Here is a 24,259-nt window from a genome sequence, read left to right as displayed (position 1 = left end):
TCCTCTTCAAACAGGCCACTCAGTCAAACCTAACAGCGGCGGAACCGAAAGCGCGGTTCCTGCCGGCGTCGACTTGAGTTCTGTCAAGTCAATCTCCCTGCTGTGGCGTCCTGATCAAATCAGCTGCGAACGCCGCCGCAAGTCTGTTTCATGCACAACAATTCCTGTCGACTGTTTTCAGCCTCATGCAAGTTCAAGTGTTACCACCCTGAAATTGCAGACTGAATTCATACTGACGATGATCCCGTAGTAGCATTTCGCGGAAAAAGCCAATAGATACGATAAGTTAAACTATATCTGGTAGCTTCATCTGCAATGCAACCATATCCAAAAATGCAACCGGGGTGATATTGCTCCATGCTGGGGCTCATTCGCACATCTACGCAGCGGAAATTTCTCGCGATTATGTTTGCGGCACTCATTGCCGTGAACGGTCCGCTGCTGGTTACGTTTTTTATCGTTACCAAAGACACCCTTGAGCGCGAAATGATCGCAAAGAAACGGGTTTTGCTCGACGCCAACAGCAAGGCGCTGAGCAAGGTGCTTTGGGATTTCGACTATGAAAACCTGCGCAAATGGACCGTTGCGATCGCAAACGACCGCGACATTTTCAGTATCGAAATTCTGGACGACAACGACAAGCGGCTCGCTTTCGTTTCAAACAACGAGAACGAAACCAACATTCCCGAAAAAGAGGAAGCGCTCTTTTCCAAGGAAATCACGCATGCTGTTGACGGAACCGATCATGTCGTCGGAACCCTGCGTATCAGATTCATGTCCGATCGCATTAGCAACGCTGCGATGGGTGAAGTCGGCAAGTCTGTAATACTGTTCATCGTGTCGACCATTTCGGTTCTTGTGGCTGCGCTCATTGCCAACCGCTTCATGATTACAAGGCCACTCCTCCGCCTGAATGAAGCGATCGAAGCAACCCATCGCTCGGGAACAAGAACAAAGGTGGACTGGTCCTCGTCTGACGAACTTGGCCGGGTCACCAGCGCATTCAACGAAATGCAGGACAGCCTCGACCAGGACGAGGCCAAGCTGCTCAAGGCGAACAAGCGGCTTGCATTCCTCTACAACAACACCCCGGTCATGCTGTACTCGATCGACCGGGAAGACCGCATCATCAAGGTTTCAGACTATTGGCTCCACGCGACTGGTTACAGCCGCAAGAACGTAATCGGCCGCAAATTCCGCGAATTCATTCATCATGAATTCAAGGAAGAATATCTGAACAATCGCAGCCTGCTCTCCACCGGCAGGAACGAAACGCTCGAGTTCACCTCCGTTTTTGAAAAGGCGGACGGAACCCAGCTTGATGTCCTGATCACCGAAGCAAAAGACTACGACGACAGCTCAAGCGGCCGCAGGTCACTGTCTGTCATGACCGATATCTGCAAATTGAAGGCCGCCGAAGCGGAAATCCTGCGCCAGGCACGTACTGATTTTCTCACCGGGCTATTGAACCGGGAAGGCTTTGCAGATCGCTTGAACACCGCCATCGAAGAAGCCGGCGACACGCTGGAAATTGCGGTCCTGTTTTTCGACCTCGATCGCTTCAAGTGGGTCAACGACAATCTGGGACACTTTGCGGGTGACCGGGTTCTGCAATCGGTCTCACGGGAAGTCTCACATCTGCTGGATGAAGGGGACTGTTTCGGCCGGTTCGGTGGAGACGAGTTCGCGATCATGTTGTCGAGCAACGCCGTAAGAAAGCGCGCCGTTGAACTCGCGACAAGGATCAACAGGGTGCTGAACAAGCCGATCGACCTCGGCGGCAGGACGCTGCAGATTTCCGCAAGCGTGGGTATTTCCTTCTATCCTGAAAACGCAATGAATGCGGAGGATCTGCTGAAAGCGTCCGATGTTGCAATGTACCGTCAGAAAAACAGCGGAAGAAACGGTCATTGCGTGTTCAACGAGAAATTCGGCAGGGAGGCGGCCAGACAACTTGAAGTCAAAGAGGTCATTTCCGAAGCCCTCAAGAACGATTGGTTCGAACTGCATTTCCAGCCGATCGTCGATTTGAAGAGCCGATCGACAATCGGTTTTGAAGGACTTCTTCGGCTGGTGCATCCCGGCAAGGGTATTCTCCCGCCACTTGAATACATCCGGGCTTCGGAGCAGACGGGTGGCATTCTTGAAATAGGGGACCTGGTGCTGGAATTGGGGCTGCAGGCCCTTGAGCGCCTTCATTCGAAGCCCGAATGGCAATCAACTTATGTCGCGTTGAATTTCTCTGCCGCACAATTTCTACCGGACCTGCCCGCCAATCTTGCACAGAAACTGTCAGCTCACTCGATCGATCCCGATCGCCTGGTACTGGAAATTACCGAAACAACCCTGATGCAGAACAACATGGGTCTGGCCAGCTTGATCGAGGACATCAGAAATCTGGGCTGCGCGTTCGCGCTCGACGATTTCGGCACAGGCTTTTCGTCGCTCAGCTACATGAACCGCTTTCCGGTTGATACGGTCAAGATCGACAGTTCCTTCATCAGCGGGCTGGACGAGACAGCCGGCAGCGAGCGGGCCAACAAGACCCACGCCCTGATCGAAGCAATCGTCGGGCTTTCGAAAAGACTCGAACTCAATGTCATTGCAGAGGGTATTGAGAACGAAGAACAACTCCGCTGCCTGATCGAGATGGGTGTTGAAACCGGCCAGGGTTTCCTGTTCGGGAAAGCTGAACCGCTCGACACCGTCCTTTCCGGGCATACAGCGCGGCAACCGGAAATAATTTCCTTACCGGATATGAAACTGAGCAACACCGGGTATGGTTAGATCAACGTAACGTAATGAGGGTCAACCGATGCGATTTTTGACAAGACGGTCCGTCGTCGCCGGAATGGCTGCCTTCACGTCCCTAACGCTGATCCGCTCGTCGCATGCGAGAACCGGGCTCGGCTCCTTGAAGGTCATGACGGAGGAATATCCGCCCTACAATTACAAAGACGGGGCAGGCCTGAGCGGCATCAGTGTCGAGATCATAGATGAGATGTTCAAGCGGGCGGCGTCGGGGCACAATCGGGAAGACATCGCTCTTTTGCCTTGGGCCCGGGGCTATAATCTCACTCTGCAGCGCCCAGGACACGCATTGTTTTCCACAACACGCACGCCGGATCGCGAGGATCTGTTCAAGTGGGTGGGGCCGTTCGTTCCAACAGTCGTCGGACTGACAGCGAAGAAAAGCCGCCACCTTGAGATCAAAACAGTGCACGACCTGGCAGATATTCGGATCGGGGTTGTCAAGGATGATGTCGGTCAGCTTCTGTTGCGGGCACAAGGTGTGCCGGACGACCGCATCGAGACGGTGCTGTCGAACGAACAGAACTTCCGTAAACTCATGGCAGGCCGCGTGGATGCGATCTCCTACGAAACCAAGGTCACGCGCTGGGGTTTGCAAATGCGTGGCGCCGATCTTGAAAACTATGAAACCGTCTATGAACTGGACCGGGGGGAGTTATTTCTGGCGCTGCACTACCAGACCTCCGACAAAATTGTCGAAACGCTGCAAAGTGCCTTCGACACGATTGTCGCAGACGGAACACACGAGAAAATTCTGAAACAGTACGGCATTACATCCTAGCGAAAATTCTCCGATCCATGCCAGCGGCAAACTAGCAGCAAACTTTCCAGATCAACTGCTCCCCAGGAGCACATTTTTCAATCGCTCGGCCTCATCACTCATCGGGCGCGCCTTTGGCCACGCGATGTAATATCCCTTGCCGGTAGACAGTGTCCTGGAATTCATGGCCACCAGATCTCCCGACGAAAGCTCATCCTGCAAAAGGGGCAGTGCACCAAGAGCGATCCCCTGCCCTTTCAACGCACGTCCGATCGTCTGGTTGTAGCTAGCGCAGTTCAGCACCGGCCATTCACGAAACTCCGACCATCCGGTTCGCTGGATCCATACATTCCAATCGGTCCAGTTCGGTGCCATTCGTGCAAAGTTCAACAGCACCTGACCGTCATTCTGTCTGAATGCACCTGCTTCTTCTACTACCGCCGGAGTTCCAACTGGAACAATTTCCTCTTCAAACAGCAATTCAGCATTCCAACCCGGAAGCCGGTTTTCACCATGCAGGATGACCAGATCGTGTTCCGGGCGAAGCAGATCCCCCAATTCGTCTGCGCTCGTGAGGTTGAACGGACACGCCTCATCGGAAAGTGCAAAAGACCTTAGTTTGGGCTGTAGCCAGAAGGTCGCGAGCGCCGTTACCGACGCAATGCGGACCACCGGTTGGGACGGGATTTTTACCGTCCGCAATGCCTGGTCCAGATAGTCCAGTGTCATACCGGTCTTTTCGGCGAGATATTCACCAGCTTCGGTTGGTATCAACTTGCGACCGGAACGCTCGAACAGATCGACGCCGAGCCAGGTTTCCAGTTGCCGGATTCGCTTGCTGACCGCCGCCTGCGTGACAAAGAGTTCGTCGGCTGCTTCCGTAAAATTCTGATGCCTCATTGCCGCTTCAAAAAAGACCAGCGTGTCCAGCGGCGGCAGTGACTTGCGATAACTTAGCATTCCTGGAAGTTATCAATACGGGTGAATTTTTCCAGGCTTTTCCTGTCGGTTCAAGATGCAATTATTCCCTGATGTGTGTTTGGAGACGAAATCATCATGGCGGAACTTGACTGGCACGCGGAGCGAAGCGATCTGGCTGACATAGTACAGCTCGACCGGTCACCGGAAACCGACGGCATTGATCTTGCTGGTGTGCGCGCCTACCGGCAGGAGCGCGTGCGCCGGAAAATGTTCGAATACGGTGTTGATGCCGTGATCCTCTCAGATCCCGTCAACATTCGCTATGCGACCGGCACACGCAACATGCAGGTCTTTTCCATGCGCAATGCTCCGTCGCGTTACCTGCTTTTGACACTGGACAAGTCAATCCTGTTTGAATTCACCGGCTGCCTGCATCTGGCGGAAGGCTTCGAAACCATCGATGAGGTCCGCCCGGCGAGAACTGCCAGTTTTGTTGCCGCCGGACCGCATATTGTAGAGCGCGAGGCGCTCTGGAGCGCGGAAATGGCCGACCTGATTCATGAGCTGACGGGCAACAGGAAGGCCACTGTCGGCCTGGAGCGCTTGAATGCGGGAACGAGCATTGCTCTTCGAAACCGTGGTCTGTCAGTCGTCGACGCGCAGCAACCGATCGAAATGGCGCGCGCGATCAAGTCGCCTGAGGAAATGAAATGCGTGATCGCCTCGTTGCGCGCGACGGAAATCGGGGTGGGCAAGCTCAGGGGGGCGATCCGCCCAGGCCTGACGGAGGCCGAACTCTGGTCCGTTCTGCACAAATCAATCATCGAGCAAAACGGCGACTATGTGGAAACCCGATTGTTGAATGCCGGCGACCGGACAAACCCCTGGTTTCAGGAAACGTCGGCGAACCTCATTGGCAGAAACGATCTGATCGCGCTCGATACGGATGTCGTCGGCTGTCACGGTTATTATGCCGATTTCTCGCGCACCTTTCATGCCGGGCCGGACAAACCCAGCGCCGAGCAGCGAGACCTCTACAAGATCGCCTTTGAGCAGGTGCACCACAACATGGACATCCTGCGCCCCGGCATGACATTTCGCGAATATGCAGACCGGGCATGGAACATACCCGAGAAATACCACACCAACCGCTACTACCTGTCTGCACATGGTGTCGGCATGACCGGCGAATATCCCTATCTCTATCACCATGGAGACTTTCCGGAAGCCGGTTATGACGGCGCGCTGGAATCGGGAATGACGATTTGTGTTGAAAGCTTTATCGGCGAAGACGGAGGCAGGGAGGGTGTCAAGCTGGAACAACAGGTTCTGATCACCGACAGCGGGATCGAGCTTCTGTCCAGATTTCCCTTCGAGGATGACCTGCTGGCCTGAGATCCCGGTTCCTTTCACGGGACTGCAGTTCCCAACCGGTTTGCCAGGGATTGTCACCATGAGATACTTTTTTGGACTGCATCGGACAAAAACACTAGGCAAAGCGAATTTGCCACCCTATCTAATCGCAAGATTGCGATGAATTGGGGACTTGCCCAGGCATGCGCAGACTGTTTCAACCTGATCCGAGCCGGAGAGCGATTCTGATGACTGACACCCCGATCTACACGCCACCGAAAGTCTGGACCTGGGAACAACCGAATGGCGGCGAGTTTGCCAGTATCAACCGGCCAATCTCCGGCGCAACACATGAGAAAGACCTGCCCACCGGCGACCATCCCCTTCAACTCTATTCGCTGGCGACCCCGAACGGCGTCAAGGTAACCGTGATGCTTGAAGAGCTTCTGGCGCTCGGCCACAAGGAAGCCGAATACAATGCCTGGCTGATCCGCATCAATGAAGGCGATCAGTTCTCCAGCGGCTTTGTCGGAGCCAATCCAAATTCGAAAATCCCTGCCCTGGTGGACCACAGCACGGAAGAACCGACACGGGTGTTCGAATCCGGGTCCATTCTTCTCTACCTGGCAGAGAAATTCGACGCATTTTTGCCCAAAGATGCTGCAGCCCGCACCGAAACACTGAACTGGCTCTTCTGGCAGATGGGGTCCGCCCCCTATCTTGGCGGCGGTTTCGGCCACTTCTATGCCTATGCTCCTGAAAAATTCGAGTATCCGATTGATCGCTTCAGCATGGAAACCAAGCGTCAGCTGGACGTGCTCGACAAGACACTGGCCGAGCGTCCCTATATCGCCGGCGAAGATTACACGATTGCGGACATGGCGATTTTCCCGTGGTACGGCGGCCTCGTACTCGGCCGTCTCTACGATGCTGCCGAGTTCCTCGCTGTAGACGAGTACAAGAACGTCAAGGCATGGGCCGAAAAGATAGATGCCCGTCCCGCGGTCGTTCGCGGCAGGAAGGTCAACAAGGCGTGGGGAGAGGAATCCGAACAGGTTCTCGAACGCCACAGCGCGGACGACCTAGATCCGAAAGCAGCGGTTGAAGCGGCCGCAGAGTGAAGTCCCGGCAGCGACCTGCGTCCACAGGTCGCTGCCTGCACTCAGCACAGCGAAATTTCCCGGACGCAATCTCAAAACGCGCGTCTTGCTCAGAATAAATTGCTAAAGCTGCCGAATTTGTGAGTATTCCGGCTAATCTTCGGTATGGATTTAAAGACTCCAGTACCCCTGAAAGCCGATTTCGCCAACTTTCGGATCTCGCGCTTGTCTGCCTTCAGTGACGGAATACCGTCCTGCTCCCTGGCAAACACATCTTGTCATAAGTAAAATTTTCGTCTCTATAGTCGAGCATGCATGCAAAGTCCGCACGATACCGATGAATTCCTTCGTCGGGAGGTGCAGGCTCCCCTTCTTTAGGCCATGTCCTGGTCACCATCTTGGAGCGACATATGTCAGAAGCCCTTAAGATAGGCACACCCAAGGAAATCTTCCCCGGGGAGGCCCGTGTGGCCATGACCCCGGAATCGGCAAAGCAACTGCAGAAGCTGGGCTATAGCTGTCTCATTCAGAGCGGCGCCGGCAAGGCTGCAGGGTTTTCAGACGACGCATACAAGGAGGCAGGCGTCGAGATCGTCAAGACCGCGCCCAGTCTCTGGAAGCAGTCGGACATTGTCGCAAAGGTGCGCCAGCCCGAAGACAAGGAACTGGGTTACCTGACGAAGGGCAAGACGCTGATTTCCTTCTTCAATCCAGGCGGCAATGAAGCCGGGATGGAAGCGGCGAAGGAAAAGGGCGCCAACGTCATCGCCATGGAGATGGTGCCGCGAATCTCGCGCGCGCAGAAGATGGATGCACTGTCTTCGATGGCCAATATCGCCGGATACCGGGCAGTCATCGAGGCCGGCAACAATTTCGGCCGGTTCTTCACCGGCCAGATCACCGCTGCCGGCAAGGTTCCGCCGGCAAAGGTGCTCGTGGTTGGCGCAGGCGTTGCGGGCCTTGCGGCGATCGGGACATCCACGTCGCTCGGTGCGATTACCTACGCGTTCGACGTTCGCCCCGAGGTGGCTGAACAGGTTGAATCCATGGGCGCTGAATTTGTCTATCTCGATTTCGAGGAAGACCAGCAGGACGGGGCGGCAACGGGTGGTTACGCAAGCGTGTCCTCACCGGAGTTCCGGGAAGCGCAGCTGGCAAAATTCCGCGAACTCGCGCCCGACATGGACATTGTCATCACGACGGCGCTCATTCCGAACCGTCCAGCACCGAAGCTGTGGCTTGAAGACATGGTCCAGTCCATGAAGCCGGGTTCGGTGATCATCGATCTTGCCGCGGAGCGCGGCGGCAACGTGGAAGGTACGGTTGCCGACAAGAAGATCGTCACCGACAACGGCGTGACGATTGTCGGTTTTACGGACTTCCCGTCCCGGATGGCAGCCCAGTCGTCTACCCTATACGCAACGAACATCCGCCACATGATGACGGATCTGACGCCGGAAAAGGACGGTCAGCTCGTCCACAACATGGAAGATGACGTCATTCGCGGCTCAACGGTGACCCATGGCGGTGAGATCACCTTCCCGCCGCCGCCACCGAAGGTCCAGGCGATCGCGGCCAAGCCGAAGGAAAAACCGAAGGAGCTGACGCCGGAGGAAAAACGCGCTCAGGAAGTTGCCGCCTTCAAGCAGCAGACCAAACAGCAGGTCACCCTGCTTGCCGTCGGAGGGCTGTTCATGCTTCTCGTCGGGCTCGTGGCGCCGGCCAGCTTCCTGCAGCACTTCATTGTCTTCGTGCTTGCGGTGTTCGTCGGTTTCCAGGTGATCTGGAACGTCAGCCATTCGCTGCACACGCCGCTGATGGCGGTGACCAACGCCATCTCGTCGATCATCATAGTCGGGGCATTGCTGCAGGTCGGTTCGGGATCGTTCCTGATCATCCTGCTTGCGGGGCTTTCCATATTCATGGCCGGGATCAACATTTTCGGCGGTTTCCTCGTCACACGGCGCATGCTCGCCATGTTCCAGAAGTCCTAAGGAGCCCGACCCATGGAATTTGGCTTTACAACTGCCGTCTACGTGGTTGCGGCAATCCTGTTCATTCTCTCGCTCGGCGGCCTGTCAGGTGAAGAGAGTGCAAAACGCGCGGTCTGGTACGGTATTACCGGCATGGCGCTCGCCGTCGTTGCAACGCTCATCGGACCCGGTTCCGGTCTCTGGCTGCTGTCGGTGATCCTGATCGCAGGCGGTGGTGTCATCGGCTACTACGTCGCCCAGCGGGTCCAGATGACCGAGATGCCTCAGCTTGTTGCAGCAATGCACTCGCTGGTCGGCATTGCCGCCGTGTTTGTCGGTTTCAACGCCTATATCGAACTCGGCCGCGTTCTGGCCATGGGCGATGAAGAGCGCAAGGCGCTCGAAGGGTTTGCTGCCTTGCTGGCGAAGAAGACTTCTGCGGAACAGTCCATCCTGAAGGTCGAGGTTTTCCTCGGCGTCTTCATCGGTGCGGTCACCTTTACCGGCTCGGTCGTGGCCTTCGGCAAGCTGGCCGGCAAGATCACGTCCAAGGCGGAAAAACTGCCCGGCGGACATGCCCTGAATGCCGGTGCGGCGATCCTTTCGTTCATTCTCCTGATCCTGTTCCTGAGCGGTGCCGGTATCTGGACGCTCATCCTGATGACATTGCTGGCGTTCTTCATCGGCTATCACCTGATCATGGGGATCGGCGGCGCGGACATGCCGGTGGTCGTCTCGATGCTGAACAGCTATTCCGGCTGGGCGGCAGCAGCGATCGGCTTCTCGCTCGGCAACGATCTGCTGATCGTCGTCGGCGCGCTTGTCGGTTCATCCGGTGCGATCCTGTCCTACATCATGTGCAAGGCGATGAACCGCTCGTTCATCTCCGTCATTCTCGGCGGCTTCGGCAACACGACCGGACCGGCGATGGAGGTCGAAGGTGAGCAGATCGCCATCGATGCCGACGGTGTTGCAGCTGCCCTTGATGACGCGGACAATGTCATCATCATACCGGGCTACGGCATGGCGGTGGCCCAGGCACAGCAATCGGTCAGCGAACTGACCAAGCGCTTGCGTGCGAAGGGCAAGAACGTGCGGTTTGCGATCCACCCGGTCGCAGGTCGCCTGCCCGGCCACATGAATGTGCTTCTGGCGGAAGCCAAGGTCCCATATGACATCGTTCTGGAAATGGACGAGATCAACGAGGACTTTCCGGAAACCGATGTCGCCATCGTCATCGGTTCCAACGACATCGTCAATCCGGCTGCCCAGGAAGACCCGAACTCGCCGATCGCCGGCATGCCGGTTCTGGAAGTCTGGAAAGCCAAGCAGGTGTTCGTCTCCAAGCGTGGCCAGGGCACCGGTTACTCCGGTATCGAGAACCCGCTGTTCTACAAGGAAAACACACGCATGTATTATGGCGACGCCAAGCAGTCTCTCGACAAACTGCTCACCATGATCGAGTGATTTCCCAAACTCGACTGTAAAAAAGGCCGCTCCGGAACCCCGGAGCGGCTTTTTTTAATGGAATGATTGTATTGACTTAGTGTCGCGTTTCGATGGGGGGAAGAAACGCAATGGCTCTTGTGATGTTTGTGCATTTTTTGGCAGGCGATCACAGAGCCATGATCGCGTTCAGTCCCGAACCAGAAGACACACCGCTACCCGGTTTCAATCCTGATCACCCAACCGCGTTGAAAATGCCGGTCCTGGCCCAGATCCGCCTGACACACCGATTTGGGCACGCTGCAAAATCTTTTTTTGAACCTTTATCGATCGCCTGAGCACCAACAAGTACTCGCACCTGGCGAGGTCACCATCGCGGTCCTTTGTTGACGTCTGGCGGCAGACCACTGCGTCAGACCGTCGGGACGATTGGTGATTTTTCAAGACAGGAGATTTGCAATGAGCTTCCTTTATTCTTTCCTGAATTTCTTCAAAACCCAATTCATCAACGGGTCTCATCAGAGTGATTATCTCTTTGGTGGATTTGCCTCCGACTTCATTTTTGGCAATGGCGGTAACGACAGTATCTTTGGTCGCTTCGGAAACGATTTTCTTGATGGCGGAAAAGGCAACGACAAAATCTTCGGCGGCTTCGGAAACGACACGGTGTTCGGCGGGCACGGCAATGACAAGATCGACGGAGGCTTTGGAAACGACATCCTTTTCGGGGGCAAGGGCAACGACAAGATCCTTGGCGGCTTCGGCAAGGACACATTGTTCGGAGGTATCGGGAACGACAAACTTATTGGAGGCTTCGGCAACGACACACTGAATGGCGGTGACGGTGAAGACACGTTGCGTGGTGGCAAGGGCAATGACCGTCTTGTCGGCAACAAGGGCAACGATCGGATGTTCGGCGGGTCCGGCGACGACCTACTTGTCTGGAACAACGGTGATGGATCCGACCTGATGAATGGCGGCAGCGGCTATGACCGCGTCCAGGTCAACTTCAACACCGATCTCGTCAATGACGATCTTCAGAACAAGGACGTTGCCGAATTCTCCGTGACGCCGAACGGCGTCCAGTTCGCCCGGGTCGAGTTGAACGACCAGAACGTCAACGGCCTGTTCCAGCTGGACATTCGCAAGACTGAAGTACTGGAAACCAATTTCGGCGGCGGTGACGACACTGCGCAGATCGTCGATACCGTTCTGGATGAGATCAAACTCGACCTGGATGGTGGCGACGGCATTGACACGCTGGACCTCTCCCGGGCAGCCGAAGGCGTCGAGGTCGATCTTGCCGCCGGAACGCTGGAAGGCTCCAGGGCCGTCAACTTTGAAAACGTTATCGGAACCGAATTCGACGACAGGATAACCGGCGACGATCAGGACAATGTCATATCCGGGCTCGGTGGTGTCGACACGATCCATGGCGGAAAAGGCAACGACATCCTTGTTGCCAACAAAGGCAATGATTTCGTCTTCGGCGAAGAAGGCGACGACCTTCTTGTCTGGAACAACGGCGATGGGTCCGATCTTATGGACGGTGGTGCAGACTATGACCGCGTCCAGGTCAACTTCAACACCGATCTCGTCAATGACGATCTTCAGAACAAGGACGTTGCCGAATTCTCCGTGACACCGAACGGCGTCCAGTTCGCCCGGGTCGAGTTGAACGACCAGAACGTCAACGGCCTGTTCCAGCTCGACATTCGCAAGACTGAAGTACTGGAAACCAATTTCGGCGGCGGTGACGACACTGCGCAGATTGTCGATACCGTTCTGGATGAGATCAAACTCGACCTGGATGGTGGCGACGGCATTGACACGCTGGACCTCTCCCGGGCAGCCGAAGGCGTCGAGGTCGATCTTGCCGCCGGAACGCTGGAAGGCTCCAGGGCCGTCAATTTCGAGAATGTCACCGGAACCGACTTCGACGACACGATCACCGGCAACGATCAGGACAATGTCATACGCAGTGGCTCAGGGTTCGATATCATGTCAGGCGGAGAAGGATCCGACACCTTCCTTTTCACCGCCGACGACACGGGTCTGAAGGTCATCACTGACTTCGACTTCGAAGAAGACCGTTTGCTGTTTGTCACGGACGAGGACTTCACCGCGACTGACCTTGTCGATCAGCTGACCCAAATCGGTGATGATGTGCAACTCGACGTGAACGGCAAGCTCATCACGTTCGAAGGCGCGAGCGTCGACGACTTCGGCACAGACGCGTTTCTTTTCGGATAGAGCTGCTCGATCCCTTTGCTTCGTGTCTCGATCCCGCCGGCTGACCAGCCGGCGGGATTTGCAATTGGCGGCGCAACCTCCCGTCGTGCCGATCATCTGACCGGGAGAAGGTTTCCTCCATCCGGCGCTGCATGACGTGAATAAGGGACACTCGCGTGAATTCGACCGGCGACCACCCTCGCCTCGTCTCAGGCCCATGTTCCGCGCTGCACCGACGCGGCGAGAATCAGATTGCACTTTCGCAAGGCACCGCATTTTGATTGTGACGCGCGTCATAAGCACCGCAGGCGAAACCGGCCATCTTTGGATCAGGTTCCGCGCAGATTTCTGGAACCTCAATTTGAATTCGCACAGGAAACGTCGACGCAACCCTTTGGCCGGGTCTGCGAACGGAACTTTATTGATTGAGGGTTGGCAGCTGACATGAAACGTCTTGATTCACCGGGCAAAAACAGTTCGAATTCCCTGTATCTGGATGACAAGCATCTGTTGGTAGCCGTGACAAATGGTGACCTTGCTGCCTTCGAGGCGATCCACCGCAAACATTTTTCCAAGCTCATGAAATTCGCAACGCGGATCACGGGAAACCACGAAGCGGCCGAAGAGGTCATCAACGACACGTTCATGGTTGTTTGGCGAACGGCCTCGCATTTTCAGGGACGTTCAAAAGCAACGACGTGGATGTTCGGGATTGCCTACAGGCTTGCGATAAAGAAAAAACAGAAACTCGGCCGGTTGAAAAACGACATCTGTCTTGATGAATGCGTGATCCGCGACACCGCAAACACGATGGAAACGGTCCTCTTCCGGCGTGATGTTGACGACGCGCTTGGAAAGTTGAAGCCCGAATTACGGGCTGTCGTCGAGTTAACCTACTTCAGCGGGTACATCTACTCCGAAATCGCGGAATTGCTCGGATGTCCGGTTGGGACCGTCAAGACGCGCATGATGACGGCAAGACAGCATTTACGCAGACTGCTCTCAGAAGAACCGGCACGCATGCCGGCGCTTGCGGCCGCCTGAAGGACAGACATTGCAAAACAGGTGCATTTCACCTTGCTGCCAGCGTAACTGATCCCTGTTTCGCTTGTGGAATGTTATGCGCCGAGACGCACTCCCGAACCGTCAAAGTAGTAGCTCTTCCCGTCGGAAATCGCGAGGTCGAGTTCCCTGCCCGGCTCGATGGCATGCTGACCGAACAGACGTGCAGTGACCTGTTGTCCGTTGACCCTACCAATCACATTGGTGTCGCCGCCCAGTTGTTCGACATGCTCGACCCTCGCTTTGAGTGGACCATTGTCGGAGAGATAAAGGTCTTCAGGACGAACACCCAGGGTTCGCTCGTCCCCTTCGCTCAAAAGTCCGGCCGGCAGGAAATTCATGGCAGGAGATCCGAGAAAACCAGCAACAAACTGGTTGACCGGATTGTTGTAGAGCTCCATCGGACTACCGATCTGTTCGACATGTCCATCTCTCAGCACGACAATCTTGTCGGCAAGTGTCATTGCCTCGGACTGGTCGTGGGTCACATAGATCATGGATGCTTCCAGTTGGCGGTGCAGATTGGCAATCTCCAGTCGCGTGTTCATCCTGAGCGCGGCATCCAGGTTCGAAAGCGGTTCGTCGAACAGGAACAGTTTGGGATGGCGAACAATGGCGCGGCCGATGGCCACCCGTTGCCGCTGCCCTCCAGAAAGCTCGGACGGATAGCGATCCAGGTAATCTTCCAAATTCAGCATGCGCGTCGCCTCGGCGATGCGCTGATCGATGACATCCTTTGTCTGCCGCTCCTGTTTCAGCGCCAGCGACATGTTGTTTCTGACATTCAGATGCGGATACAGGGCGTAGCTCTGGAACACCATAGCGATGCCGCGTTTCGAGGGCGGCGTGAAGTTGACATGCTCTCCGCCGATATGAATATCGCCTGATGACACGTCCTCAAGACCTGCGATGACACGCAACAGGGTCGACTTGCCGCAACCGGATGGCCCGACAAAGACAACAAATTCGCCGTCTTCAACCTCAAGATTGACATCTTTCAGAACGTGAACGGCACCGAAGGACTTGTTGACGTTGTGCAGAGTGAGCGCTGTCATTGCGTTGGCTCCTTCAAGATGACGGAATTGCCGGTGCGGACGCTGTGATCGGCGGCCAGGCATATGGCCAGCGACCGGACGGCATCCTGCATGTGCCGGGTGAGATCGATATTTTCGGTGATTGCGCGCAGCATATAGGCTTGCTCCGCGTCGCAGAGTTCCTGGTGACCCAGTTCATCTGGCAGGCTGATGCTGGTGTCGCCGCCCGGACGATGAACCAGCAGACCTCCCACCTTTGTGTGGCCATCCACATCCGCGGAAGCACCTTTGTTGTCTTCCACGATGGAGACGGAGCCGGCGGGAGAAACGACATCTTTCACAAAGAAGGCCGTTTCGGACATCATGGGGCCCCAACCGGCCTCGTACCAGCCGACGGAACCGTCGTCGAAAACAACCTGGAACTGGCCATAATTGTACATGTCCGGTGCAATCTCGTCGGAGAGCCGCAGCCCCATACCGTTGACCTTTACCGGTGTCGCATCGGTGATCTGGCACCAGACATCCACATAGTGCACCCCGCAATCGACGATGGGAGCAGTGGTCTGCATCAAGGCCTTGTGCGTTTCCCACTCGGAGCCGGAGCTCTGCTGATTGAGGTTCATGCGGAAGACATAAGGGCCGCCGAGTGCACGCGCCTCCTCTATCAACCGGACCCAGGACGGGTGGTGACGAAGTATATAGCCGACAACAAGCTTCTTTCTCGTCTCCCTGGCACATTCAACGACACGCCTGGCATCTTCAACGCTGGTCGCCAACGGCTTTTCGACGAAAACATTTGCGCCCGCATACATGGCCGCGACCGCATAGTCGGCATGAGTGTCCGAATATGTGGCGATCACCACCAGATCAGGTGACGTTTTTTCCAACGCGATGTCATAACTGGTAAAAACCGGATAACCCGCCAGTTCATCGTGCTCGACGCGGCCCGACCGATTGACCAGCCCGACAATCTGCGACGCATCGTTGCGATGGTGCGCCAAGGCATGAGAAAGGCCCATATTGCCCAGCCCCGCTATCAAAACCCGGATCATTTGACAGCTCCTGACGTGATGCCCCGGATCAACTGGCGTGAGAAGATCACATAGAGTATGAGGACCGGCAAAATGGCCATGCTGAGTGCGGAAAGCACGGCATTCCAATTGGTCACGAACTGCCCGATGAACACCTGGCTGCCAAGCGTCAGCGTCTTGGTTTCCTCTGCGGGTGCCAGGATCAACGGGAACCACAGGTCGTTCCAGATCGGTATCATGTTGAAGACCGCAACGGTTGCCATCGCCGGGCGGACCAGCGGCAGCACGAGACGGAAGAAAATCGTGTACTCCGACAGTCCGTCAATCCGGCCCGCGTTTTTCAGGTCGTCGGAAACCTGCCGCATGAATTCACTCAATATGAAGACTGCGAGCGGCAGACCCTGCGCCGTGTAAACCAGGATGAGCGCCGTCAACGTGTTGACCAGGCCAGTTGCGACCATCATTTCCAGAATTGCAACCGTCCCGATCCGGATCGGGATCATGATCCCGAGCGCCAGGTAGAGCCCAAGCAGAAGGTTGCCCTTGAAACGGTATTCGCTGAGCGCGAACGCTGCCATGGCGCCAAACAGCAGAATGAAGAACAGCGACGCGACCGTGACGATCATCGAGTTCTGGAAATAGAGGAAAAAATCCCCCTGTTTCATCACTGTCTGATAGCCGATCATTGAAAAACTGTCGGCATCTGGCAGGCCCAATGGCTCGCGGAAGATTGCCTTGCGTGTCTTGAAGCTGTTGATCAGGATCACGAAAACCGGGAACAGTGCGATCAGCGTGTAGAGGATCAACGCACCGTGCATGGCGGCAGTGTTGAACGGATTTGTACGTGCCTTGTTCATCTTGCGCCCCTTACAGCTGATACCTGCGCATCCGTGTCTGGATGCCGAAAAGGTAGATGCAGACACCGATCAGAATGATCGCGAACATGGCGCTTGCAATCGCCGAGCCCATGTAAGGATCGCCCAACTGAAGCTGGAAGCCGAAGAAGGTGCGGTACATGAATGTCCCGAGAATGTCGGTTGAGAAATCCGGCCCTGCCAAAGCACCCTGTGCGGTGTAAATCAGGTCAAAAGCATTGAAATTGCCAACGAAAGTGAGGATCGAGATGATGCCGATAGAGGGTAGAATCAGCGGTAGCTTGATTTTCCAGAAAGCCGACATGCCGGTAATGCCGTCAATCTCTCCCGCCTCGAGCACCTCCTCCGGAATGGACAGCAGCGCCGCATAGATCAGCATCATCGGGATTCCAACGAATTGCCAGACCGAGATCAGCGACAGGGCCGTAAGCGCATACTCCTCCTTGCCGAGCCAGGGAGCGTAGAGCGATTTCAAGCCGACAGCATCCAGCATCGAGGGCGCAATGCCCCAGATCGGTGACAGGATCAGTTTCCAGGCGAAACCGACGATCACGAAGGACAGGATGGTCGGGATGAAAATGGCCGAGCGGTAAAATGCAGCGAAGCGTAACCTCGGATGGCTCAATATGGCGGCCAGAGCAATGCCGATCGGATTCTGGACCAGCATATGGACCAGGAAGAACCAGAAATTGTTTCCCAGAGCATTCCAGAACTGATCTGACCAGATCGGGTCGCCGAACAATGTCGTAAAATTCTGCAGTCCGACAAATACCCGCTCCTGATCGATCTTGCTGTAGAGGGCAAGCCGCAACGTGTTGAAAAGCGGAAATATCATGACTGCCGTGTAGACAATGACCGCCGGGGTCAGGAACACGACGACGTGCCAACGTATGCGAGGCTTGCTCATCAGAAGCTCCGGTCAATGGGTCCCGAACAAGGCGCACCTTGTTCGGGAATATGTTTTGAAGGCAGATTACTTGTGCGGCTCGTACCAGGTGGCCAGGCCGTCCTGCAGTTTCTTGCCGAGCGCTTCGGGAGTTTCCGCACCCTTTATGGCTGCAACAGAGGCGCCCCAGGTCTCGTTTTCCAGGTTCGGCGTTCCGCGCGACAGGATCTGATATGTGGATCGGATCGTGCTTTCACACTCTTCGCGCCAACCGACGAATTCCTTGGCAAGGGGATCTTCAAGCTCAACCGGAGTTTTCGAGAGCGGGAAGAAGCCCGGAAGCGCATTGCCGAAAATCGACGCAAATTCCGGCGAAGCGACCCATGCCAGGAAGGTCTTGGCGGCTTCCGGATGCTCTGTCGCAGCGTTCATGCCAATGCCGATATCCGTGTGATCGGAAATGTAGCACGTGTCGCCCGCGCTCTGGACCGGCGCTTTGAAGGCACCCATTTCAAAATCTGCCTGCGCGTTAAAGCCGGAGATCTCCCAGCTGCCCGCCGGGTAGACCGCTGCACGGCCAAGCGTGAAGAGGTTCTGGCTATCCGGATAGGTCTGCGCCTCATAGCCGTCACCGAGATACGGGCCCCATTTCGCCAACGTCTCGTAGGGTGCCACCCATTGCGGGTCGGTAAGTTTCTGCTCACCCTTGATCAGGGCGTTACGACCTTCCTCACCCTTCCAGTAGTTCGGACCAATGTTGTTGTAGCCCATGGTGGCGGCTTCCCACTGGTCGTTGGTTCCCATCGCCATCGGAATGTAGTTGCCGTCTTCCTTGATTTTTTCAAGAACGGCAAAGAACTCTTCTTCGGTCGCGGGCACGGAAAGGCCAAGTTCGTTGAATGCATCCTTGTTGTAGATGAAGCCGTGAATCACGGATGCCATCGGAACGCAGAAACTGGCCGATCCGTCATCGCTCTGCCATGCAGACTTGGCGACGTCGGAAAAGTTGCTCATCGCCTCCATGTCAGCGAGGTCAACCAGGTGACCGGCGTCAAAAAGTGCAAGTGAGGCATCGAATGGGCGGCAGGTAATCAAGTCGCCGGCGGAACCAGCATCCAGCTTGGAATTCAGGACGGCATTATATTCTGTCGGAGCAGAAGGCGTGAACTTCACCTTGATACCCGGATGAGACGCTTCAAAGGCCGGAATGATTTTTTCCTGCCAGAGGGTCAGGTCGTCGTTCCGCCAGCTTTCGATCGTCAACGTGACGTCTTCCGCATAGGCACTGCTTGTAATCAGAGCTGTGCTGACCATTGCCAAGGATAAAAACTTACGTGTCATTGCGCTGTTCCCTGTTTTCACTCGGTTTGTGTTGTTATCCATTAAATACAGCCTGACGAGGCGCGTCCCCATGCTGAATGACTGCGCGCCAACAAACGCCCTGACCGGTGCAATGCCTGACAATTCATTGGCACGTGGCCGGACGCTTCCCGTCAGCCTTTCAAAATATAATACCTATTTAATACCATTTGTCGACTATTAAGTTTCATAAAGAGAAATTCAAGGGATTTTGCGGGTTGAAAAGGCTTAATCAAGGTGATTTAGTGGCATTGTCACCTCTCTTTCGAACCAAAGGCATTGTAAAGGTATTACACTGTTAAGCGTTCGTTAAGAGTGGGAAAGACGGCTCACTTGAACCGCATTTCAGTTGACACGGCCTGCGGTTTGACAACCGCTTCCCCTCTTCGACGGAGCTTCAATGAACTTCCTGGTCTTCCTTGGTTCGGAAAGAGACAGTACGCCACCGCGCCCGGCTCGCCTGGGAGAACGTGTAGCGGCCGCATGTGCAAAGAGGCTTACCGCCAACAATGTCGAGCACAAAATTGTCGACCCCCTCGAGATCAACCTGCCGACTCCGTTCAAGCCACATTTTTCCTACGCTCGGGGCAAGGCACCGCCTGCACTTGAAGATCTTGCGGAGCAAATCTCCTCAGCCGACGGCTATGTTATGGTAAGCCCGGAATACAATCATTCAATGTCACCTGCGCTTGCCCACCTGCTCAACCATTTCGGCAGTTCGCTCTTCTCCTATAAACCGAGCGCCATCGTAACGTACTCCGCCGGGCAATGGGGCGGTGCCAGGGCAGCCGTCAACATGCGCACATTCCTTTCTGAAACCGGATGCCTTCCTGTGTCGGCGATGATCCATATTCCGAAAGCCCAGGAAGTCTTCGACGAATCGGGTCTGTATCTTGCCGGTGTCGACCCGGAACAATGGGATGGGTATCTGGATCGCACATTGAAGCAACTGTTGTGGTGGGCTGAAGCTGCCAACTTTCAAAAAATGTCAGGCACGACCGACGTACCTGGAGCGTTTACCCGGACACCCACCCAAAGAAATGCACCTGACTGACCTCGCTCGATCAGGTTCCAGCAAAACTGCCGAATGTCAGACCAACAGAAATGCCAGGCCCTTGCCTTTACACGGGAATTGAGAATTTCAACACCGCTTTCCACTTAAAGTTTCGCTTTCGAAAATTGCCATCAAGACACGTTCAATGTGCGAATATCACCTGAATTTTATCGCTTTTCCGCAGCCCACTCTTTTCAAAATCCAATCGAAGCAATACTCTGTTAACCTAATCTGCCCTATCGGGGAGCGTGTTTTTCACGCGGGCAACCGAGGTTTTTTGATTATGTTTTTGCTAATTGGTGCCGGACTGTTTTTGTATTTTTGTGTGGCTCTGGCGATTTTTGCACTCAGCGCATTGGAGCTTAGTGAAACCGGTCGCGGCAGTGCAGCATCGATTTGTGCCGCATTATTCGCAGCCATCTTTTGGCCTATTACAATTTCAGTCATGTCGACCCTGGTGATTTTGACCAAGGTTCGTCATAGCTGACATCACATGACGTGCCATCCCAAAAAAGTGATCGCGGCCAGGTGCCAACTGTCGGCGCCAACCATCACCTGCTACGTGGAATATCCATTGATCCCTGTGCGGCGGTCCCGGCCAGGGCACCCCACAGTCGGCTGATCTGAAAAGCGGAATTGTTTTCGAACGCTTTACCGCTAGTTGGAACCTGAACCAATCATATCTGGATTTTTCGCGGAATTCCCGCATTTCCAAGCCGATTGCCCCGCTGACACCAATTGTCATGATCAGCCGCGAAGCAACGAATTCAACGCAGATCAAAGCCGTCTGCTTCCTTCTCGGTCAGCACAGGCGAAATTCTATTTTTATTGCGCTGGCTAACGCATACATAATTCTGACAATGCCGGGTTTTTGCGGTTTTGAAGTAGACGCGACATTCAAAGTTGCCTAAAATTTGATGGACTTGCCTCCAAATGCTTCAATTTTCTGAAAAAATCCGTTTGACTTTGACGGGGGTTTTTGGTTTAAATTCTATTAATGCGGTATATGAGGTTTGCTGCGCTGCAGCGTAAATACACATTATTGTAGTGAGAGGGTTATCTCTAATGAAACTATTTCAAGCTCTAAAAACGGCGGCAATTGCAGCTGGTATGGGCATCGCGATGCTCGGTGTCGCAACTGCAGCGCCGATCAGTGGCGCGATCTCGATCTCTGGTCCAATCAACAACCCGACCGACACCACCGGTGTTGACTTTGCTGGCTCGGGTTTTGTGAACGGTGGCAGCGGCGACTTCGCCGGTATTGCTGCTGGTACACTGGTCAACCTGTTTGACATCACCTTTGCTGCGCTTCCGGGCACAGTGTGGAATGTCAGCGGTTTCTCGTTCACCATCAACTCCTTGACTTCTGCAGTCACGACCAATGCACAGGGCGGTATCAGCTTCAATGCATTCGGTACACTTGCAGGCGCTGGCTTTGATGACACTGATGGCCACTTTGTCTTCAACGGTTCAAGCATCGGTGGCGTTGCCAACTTCTCATCGGTAACATCAGTTGTTCCGCTTCCGGCTTCTATTCTTCTGCTCGGCGGCGCACTGGTTGGAATGGGTGCAGCAGCACGTCGTCGCAAGAACGCGGCAGCCTGATGTGATATGAAATAAGGTCTGGTTCGAAAGCTTCTGAACTAGAACCGGACTGAAGTTGAAAATTTGAATTGGGGGATCGTTCCAATATTGGGTGATCCCCCTCTTCGTTTTTGTGAACGCAATTTCGTGTTCGCGAGACTGATGTCGGTCTCACAGGTTGAATTTCAGTTGTTCAATTTCTTTAACCTTGAGTCGAATTTTACAAATTGGTTACTCGAACTTTAATGTACATAGCCCTATCTTGTGGGAAATAAATTTATTGGAATTTTGCAGGAGTTGGTGTGATGCCCCTGGCGCCTCTGTTTAAGCAGGTAGTCACTTATTTTGCGCTCTCGCTGGGAGTATTGTTTCTAGTCGGTTGCAGTTCGTCTGAGGAACGGGCCGAAAACCATTACAAACGTGGTCTGGAGCTTGTCGAAGAAGGCGAACTGACGAAGGCAAGCCTGGAATTCCGGAACGCGCTCAAGCTGAATTCCGATCATGTTGACGCGCTTTTTGCCTTTGGAGAAATCCAGGAGCGTCAGCGCGAAATTCAGGCCGCCTACAGGGTTTACACCGCAGTCGCCGAGCAGGACCCGAATCACATTCCGGTTCGGCTGAAGCTCACCTACATGCTTCTGAGTGCAAATCAGACCGAGCAGGCGCGAAAATTTCTGGATGAAGCCCTGGCGCTTGATACCGAAGCACCAGAAATCAAGGTTGCCAAAGCGACATACGAGCTCAAATCGGGAAATCATGACGCGGCTGAACAGATCGCCAAGGAGGTTCTCAAAGCAGAACCCGGGTCAAAGGAAGCGTTGGTCGTTCTTGCCTCGTCGCGCATTGCAGCGGAAGACCCTGCCGGAGCTTTGGAATATCTCGACAGGGCATCGGAAGAAGGAAAAGACGATATCGGGTTTCAAGTCTTGCGACTTTCCGTGCTGGAAACACTGGGCGACGACGCGAGGATTGATGAATCGTTTGCAGATCTCGTTGAGCGCTTTCCCGACACACCACAATTCAATCAAACGTGGACCCAGTGGCACCTCAGCAAGGGACGCACCGACAAAGCCGAAGAGATCATTCGTCGATACGCGGCGGATCGTTCGGACGATGATGTTGCTCAACTCAACCTCGTCTCCTTCCTGATATCGCGAAGAGGGAACGACGTCGCACAAACCGAGCTCGAAACCATCATCAAGACCCGTCAAGCAGCGGGCGGTGACGCGTTTCCGTTCAAAGTTGCACTTGGCCAAATGCATTTCGTTTTGGACAAACGGGACGAGGCCATAGATCTCATGCGGACCGTGCTGTCGGAGACCGACGACGCGGAACAGAAGAACCAGGCGCGGATTGTTCTTGCAACGATGCTGATCCAGAACGGGAGCTATGCCCGTGCGGACGAACTGGTAAATGAAGTTATTGAAGAAGATGACAAAAATGTCGAAGCTCTGCGGCTCAGGGCCACAATCAAGCTGTCAAACAACGACAGTGCAGGCGCCGTGGACGACATTCTTCTTTCATTGAATGAAGCACCAAACGACGCACGACTGCGCGTAATGCTGGCAGGTGCCTATGAACGCAATGGTTCAACCATATTGGCGGAAGAGCAATACGCCAAGGCGCTGGTGCTTGACAACAATTCACCTGAAGCCGGCCTGCCAATGGTTCAGTTCCTTTTCCGGCACGGCAAGGCGGAACAGGCAGAGCGCGTACTTGAGTCCATCCGCGAACGTCATCCCACCAACCGCCAGGTGCTCAACCTTGTTGCCCAGCAGCGGCTGGCAAGACAGGACTGGGTTGGCGCACAGGAAATCGCGGATATCCTGAGAAACACCGAAGAAAGCGATAATTCAGCATTCGCTGATCGCATTACCGCTGCGGCCCTCGGTGGCCAGGACAAGCATGACGAAAGCCTCGATCTGCTCAAGAATTCCATGACCACGCCTGAAGATGAGGCAAGGCTGTTGCCAGACCTTGTCCGTGCTTATGTCCAGGCTGGAAAACAGGGCGTTGCAATTGATCATTTGAACTCCGTGCTTGCCAAGGAACCCGACAATGTTCTGGCGCAGGTCCTGCTTGGCTCTGTTGTTTTGTCTGAAGGTCGAACAGAAGAAGCAGAGGAAAGATTAAAGTCCGCGGCTGCAATCGAGGGTAGCGTTCTGGGCAACACCTCTCTTGCGCAATTCTACTTTGCGACCGGCAAGCTGGAAGAGGCTGACGCAGCTATCAGAAGCGGGTTGGCAAAAGATGAGAACAACACTGCCTTGCGCCTGATGTTGACCTCCGTTTTGCAACAGACTGAAAAATTTGACGAAGCGATCGAGGAATACGAAAAGCTGTTCAAGGCGGATCCCGATTCAACCATTGTTGCCAACGATCTTGCGAGTCTTCTTTCCGAACGGCGTGGAGATGAGGCATCTCTGGAACGCGCTTTTGAGATCGCACAACGGTTTCGTACCTCTGAAGTCCCTCATTATGTGGATACCCTGGGCTGGATTTACTATCTGAGAGGAGAGTACTCATCCGCGCTGCCGCTTCTGCGAAACGCTGCGGAAAAACTCCCCAACCTGGGCCTGGCGCAGTTTCACTATGGAATGACACTTGCGGCATTGAACCAGAAGGAGCAGGCGATCACTTCGCTGGAGAAGTCACTGGATCTTAAGACACTTATGACAGAAAAAGACTTTGAATTAGCCCGCTCTACAGTGGAAAGACTGAAAAGTCCGGAACCGCAAACAAAGTCCAACTGAGTTGGCGAATTTGCTTAACCGGTAA

At 54.7% G+C, this 24,259-nt stretch carries 18 protein-coding genes; 12 read left to right on the top strand and 6 right to left on the bottom strand.

The features are described from left to right. The first annotated feature begins 405 nt into the window (after nt 1-405). Nucleotides 406-2,787: an EAL domain-containing protein gene (locus tag ACO6TI_RS16600; protein WP_422382919.1), complete on the top strand. Its 2,382-nt coding sequence runs from the start codon at nt 406-408 to the stop codon at nt 2,785-2,787. A 28-nt stretch (nt 2,788-2,815) separates the two neighbouring features. After that, nucleotides 2,816-3,592 carry a substrate-binding periplasmic protein gene (locus tag ACO6TI_RS16595; protein ID WP_196878785.1) on the top strand — a complete coding sequence of 259 codons (777 nt, stop codon included), beginning with the start codon at nt 2,816-2,818 and terminating at the stop codon, nt 3,590-3,592. A gap of 51 nt (nt 3,593-3,643) precedes the next feature. Here the strand turns inward: ACO6TI_RS16595 and ACO6TI_RS16590 are convergent, their stop codons facing one another. Further along, entirely contained in the window at nt 3,644-4,531 is an 888-nt protein-coding gene (locus ACO6TI_RS16590) for a LysR family transcriptional regulator (RefSeq protein ID WP_321188912.1), read from the bottom strand. Nucleotides 4,532-4,627: 96 nt separating this feature from the next. Here ACO6TI_RS16590 and ACO6TI_RS16585 point away from each other — a divergent pair, with 96 nt between their 5' ends. The 6 genes from ACO6TI_RS16585 (at nt 4,628) to ACO6TI_RS16560 (ending at nt 13,640) form a co-directional block, all read left to right on the top strand. Beyond that, entirely contained in the window at nt 4,628-5,887 is a 1,260-nt protein-coding gene (locus ACO6TI_RS16585) for a M24 family metallopeptidase (protein WP_422382918.1), read from the top strand. Nucleotides 5,888-6,093: 206 nt separating this feature from the next. Further along, nucleotides 6,094-6,966 (top strand): glutathione-dependent disulfide-bond oxidoreductase, encoded by an 873-nt coding sequence (gene yghU, locus ACO6TI_RS16580; protein WP_422382917.1) that lies wholly within the window; start codon nt 6,094-6,096, stop codon nt 6,964-6,966. Between the two features lie 389 nt (nt 6,967-7,355). Continuing rightward, entirely contained in the window at nt 7,356-8,939 is a 1,584-nt protein-coding gene (locus ACO6TI_RS16575; protein WP_196998506.1) for a Re/Si-specific NAD(P)(+) transhydrogenase subunit alpha, read from the top strand. A 12-nt stretch (nt 8,940-8,951) separates the two neighbouring features. Then, nucleotides 8,952-10,385: an NAD(P)(+) transhydrogenase (Re/Si-specific) subunit beta gene (locus ACO6TI_RS16570; protein ID WP_055112434.1), complete on the top strand. Its 1,434-nt coding sequence runs from the start codon at nt 8,952-8,954 to the stop codon at nt 10,383-10,385. 438 nt (nt 10,386-10,823) lie between these two features. Beyond that, nucleotides 10,824-12,617, top strand: a complete 1,794-nt coding sequence (locus ACO6TI_RS16565) for a calcium-binding protein (RefSeq protein WP_422382916.1) — start codon at nt 10,824-10,826, stop codon at nt 12,615-12,617. A 423-nt stretch (nt 12,618-13,040) separates the two neighbouring features. Then, a complete protein-coding gene (locus ACO6TI_RS16560) occupies nt 13,041-13,640 on the top strand; it encodes an RNA polymerase sigma factor (protein WP_422382915.1) in 600 nt (199 codons plus the stop codon). 74 nt (nt 13,641-13,714) lie between these two features. On the opposite strand, the gene ACO6TI_RS16555 is transcribed toward ACO6TI_RS16560, so the two are convergent. The 5 genes from ACO6TI_RS16555 to ACO6TI_RS16535 form a co-directional block, all read right to left on the bottom strand. Beyond that, nucleotides 13,715-14,713 (bottom strand): ABC transporter ATP-binding protein, encoded by a 999-nt coding sequence (locus tag ACO6TI_RS16555; protein ID WP_104704518.1) that lies wholly within the window; start codon nt 14,711-14,713, stop codon nt 13,715-13,717. After that, nucleotides 14,710-15,744 (bottom strand): Gfo/Idh/MocA family protein, encoded by a 1,035-nt coding sequence (locus ACO6TI_RS16550; RefSeq protein WP_422382914.1) that lies wholly within the window; start codon nt 15,742-15,744, stop codon nt 14,710-14,712. Before ACO6TI_RS16550 ends, ACO6TI_RS16555 begins: the two co-directional genes overlap by 4 nt. Then, the gene (locus ACO6TI_RS16545; protein WP_055112424.1) at nt 15,741-16,580 is read right to left on the bottom strand and encodes a carbohydrate ABC transporter permease; all 840 of its coding nucleotides are present in this window, start codon (nt 16,578-16,580) and stop codon (nt 15,741-15,743) included. The genes ACO6TI_RS16550 and ACO6TI_RS16545 overlap by 4 nt, the downstream gene beginning before the upstream one ends. A gap of 10 nt (nt 16,581-16,590) precedes the next feature. Continuing rightward, nucleotides 16,591-17,505, bottom strand: a complete 915-nt coding sequence (locus ACO6TI_RS16540; protein ID WP_055112422.1) for a carbohydrate ABC transporter permease — start codon at nt 17,503-17,505, stop codon at nt 16,591-16,593. Nucleotides 17,506-17,571: 66 nt separating this feature from the next. Further along, complete coding sequence (locus ACO6TI_RS16535) at nt 17,572-18,825, bottom strand: ABC transporter substrate-binding protein (RefSeq protein ID WP_104704600.1); 1,254 nt, start codon at nt 18,823-18,825, stop codon at nt 17,572-17,574. A gap of 418 nt (nt 18,826-19,243) precedes the next feature. On the opposite strand from ACO6TI_RS16535, the gene ACO6TI_RS16530 reads away from it, so the two are divergent. The 4 genes from ACO6TI_RS16530 (at nt 19,244) to ACO6TI_RS16515 (ending at nt 24,234) form a co-directional block, all read left to right on the top strand. Further along, the gene (locus ACO6TI_RS16530; protein ID WP_422382913.1) at nt 19,244-19,897 is read left to right on the top strand and encodes an NADPH-dependent FMN reductase; all 654 of its coding nucleotides are present in this window, start codon (nt 19,244-19,246) and stop codon (nt 19,895-19,897) included. Nucleotides 19,898-20,042: 145 nt separating this feature from the next. After that, nucleotides 20,043-20,384 carry a hypothetical protein gene (locus ACO6TI_RS16525; protein ID WP_108872867.1) on the top strand — a complete coding sequence of 114 codons (342 nt, stop codon included), beginning with the start codon at nt 20,043-20,045 and terminating at the stop codon, nt 20,382-20,384. A gap of 578 nt (nt 20,385-20,962) precedes the next feature. Next, complete coding sequence (locus tag ACO6TI_RS16520; RefSeq protein WP_196900925.1) at nt 20,963-21,502, top strand: VPLPA-CTERM sorting domain-containing protein; 540 nt, start codon at nt 20,963-20,965, stop codon at nt 21,500-21,502. A gap of 284 nt (nt 21,503-21,786) precedes the next feature. Beyond that, nucleotides 21,787-24,234, top strand: a complete 2,448-nt coding sequence (locus ACO6TI_RS16515; RefSeq protein WP_422382912.1) for a tetratricopeptide repeat protein — start codon at nt 21,787-21,789, stop codon at nt 24,232-24,234. The last annotated feature ends 25 nt before the right edge of the window (nt 24,235-24,259 follow it).

Origin of the sequence: Roseibium album (assembly GCF_965233825.1) — a bacterium.
Taxonomy (GTDB): Bacteria; Pseudomonadota; Alphaproteobacteria; order Rhizobiales; family Stappiaceae; genus Roseibium; species Roseibium album.
This window is presented reverse-complemented; position numbering and strand designations above follow the sequence as displayed.